This is a genomic window from Dietzia sp. DQ11-71 (assembly GCF_014144995.1).
Lineage (GTDB): Bacteria > Actinomycetota > Actinomycetes > Mycobacteriales > Mycobacteriaceae > Dietzia > Dietzia kunjamensis.
In genome coordinates this window covers 1-2205 of sequence record NZ_JAALDT010000421.1, presented here as the reverse complement: position 1 = coordinate 2205, position 2205 = coordinate 1, and the positions used below count along the sequence as shown (strand labels likewise).

The window sequence follows — 2205 nt, the reverse complement described above, 5'->3', positions numbered from 1 at the left end:
CCGGCGGGGGCCACGGCTCGCCACGCTCCCTGGCCAGTTCCCCCGGGGTCTTGATGGGCGGACGGGCCGACGGGATGCGTCCACCGAAGTCGTCGAACTCGGTGATCCGCGGCCGCTTGACCACGTCGGCGAACAGCCTCTCGAGGTCGTCCTGCCGCAGGGTCTCCTTCTCGAGGAGCTCGCCCGCGACCGCGTCGAGGATGTCGCGGTTGGACTCGAGGACCTGCCAGGCCTCGGTGTGGGCCGAGTCGATGATGCGGCGCACCTCGTCGTCGATGATCTTGGCGACCTCCGGCGAGTACTCCCCCGCCGCGGAACCGCCGCGGCCGAGGAACGGGTCCCCGCCCTCGCCGCCGTACTTCACCGCACCGAGCTTCGCGCTCATGCCGTATTCGGCGACCATCGTCCGCGCGATCCGGGTGGCCTGCTCGATATCCGAGCTGGCGCCCGAGGTGGGCTCGCCGAAGACGTACTCCTCGGCGGCGCGGCCACCCATCGCCATGACGACGCGGGCGATCATGTCCGCCCGGGTCATCAAGGACTTGTCGTCCTCGGGGACCACCAGTGCGTGACCACCGGTGCGCCCACGCGCGAGGATGGTGACCTTGTGGACGGGCTCGAGGTCCTCCATCGCCCACGCCGCCAGCGCGTGGCCGGACTCGTGGTACGCGGTGACCTTCTTCTCGTGCTCACTGATCACCCGGTGCTTGCGGCGGGGGCCGCCCACCACCCGGTCGGTGGCCTCCTCGAGGATGTCGATGTCGATCTCGTCGCGACCCAGCCGGGCCGCGAGCAGGGCGCCCTCGTTGAGCACGTTGGCCAGGTCCGCGCCCGACATCCCGATCGTGCGCCTGGCCAGCGAGGTCATGTTGACGTTCTCGGCCAGCGGCTTGCCCGCGGAGTGCACGGCGAGGATCGCCTCGCGACCCTTGAGGTCGGGATTGGTCACCGGGACCTGGCGGTCGAAACGCCCCGGCCGCAGTAGCGCCGGATCGAGTACGTCCGGGCGGTTGGTCGCGGCGATCATGATGACGGTCTCGCGGTCGCTGAACCCGTCCATCTCGACCAGCAGCTGGTTGAGCGTCTGCTCACGCTCGTCGTGGCCGCCGCCGGTGCCCGAGCCACGGTGCCGGCCCACCGCGTCGATCTCGTCGACGAACACGATGCAGGGCGCGTTCTGCTTGGCCTTCTCGAACAGGTCACGCACCCGCGAGGCGCCGACACCGACGAACATCTCGACGAAATCCGAACCCGAGATCGAGTAGAACGGCACCCCGGCCTCACCCGCGACCGCGCGGGCCAGCAGGGTCTTACCCGTTCCGGGCGGGCCGTAGAGCAGCACACCGCGCGGGATCTTGGCGCCGAGACGCTCGTAGCGCGCCGGGTTCTGGAGGAAGTCCTTGATCTCGTTGAGTTCCTCGACCGCCTCGTCCTCACCCGCGACGTCGGCGAACGTGGTCTGGGGCATGTCCTTGGTGAACTCCACGGCGCGCGACTTGCCCACGCCGAACAGTCCGCCCTTACCGCCCTGCATGCGGGACATGAAGTAGAACAACAACCCGAACAGGATGAGCATCGGCAGCAGGAACGAGAGCATCTGCGACAGGAAACCCTGCTGGTTGACCGCGGTGTCGTACTTCTCCGGCTCCGCCGCGGCCACCCGGTCGAAGACCTGGTCCGCCGCCCGCTCCGGGTACTTGGCGAGGAGCTTGTCGGTCTCGTCCGCACCGTCCTCCGGGGCGATCGGGGTCTCGAGCGTGAGCCGGAGCTGCTGCTCCCGGTCCTCGATCAGCGCCTCTTTCACGTTCCCCGCGTCGACCTGCGCCAAGGCCACCGACGTGTCGACCTCGGCGTAGTCACGGTCATCGCCCGTGAAGAACGAGAAGCCGACGATCGCCAGGATGATCACGCCCGCGATCGCGACGTTGCGGAAGACGGTATTGCTCTTGCGTTCCATTCGGTCCTCGTGTGGAAGGACGGCCCAGCCGGTCGACGGGCCCGGTCGTGCATCCGACTTCGTCGGTATCGCCCCAGGCTACCCGCCGAGCGGGGCCTCCCACCGTGATGATCGCCATGGGCGGACACCGCCGGGGTCGTACGATCATGGCCGTGACCACCGACCCCCTCTCCGCCGCCGAGACCGCCGAGGCCGTACGCACCGGTGCCGTCGGCGCGCTGGCCACCCTCGACGCGGCTTTCGACCGG

At 69.3% G+C, this 2205-nt stretch carries 1 protein-coding gene; it reads right to left on the bottom strand.

Annotated features, from left to right (window positions below):
* The coding region (gene ftsH, locus G6023_RS13690) for an ATP-dependent zinc metalloprotease FtsH (protein ID WP_182636026.1) at nucleotides 1-1957 on the bottom strand (1957 nt) is incomplete at its 3' end.
* Between the last annotated feature and the right edge of the window lie 248 nt (nucleotides 1958-2205).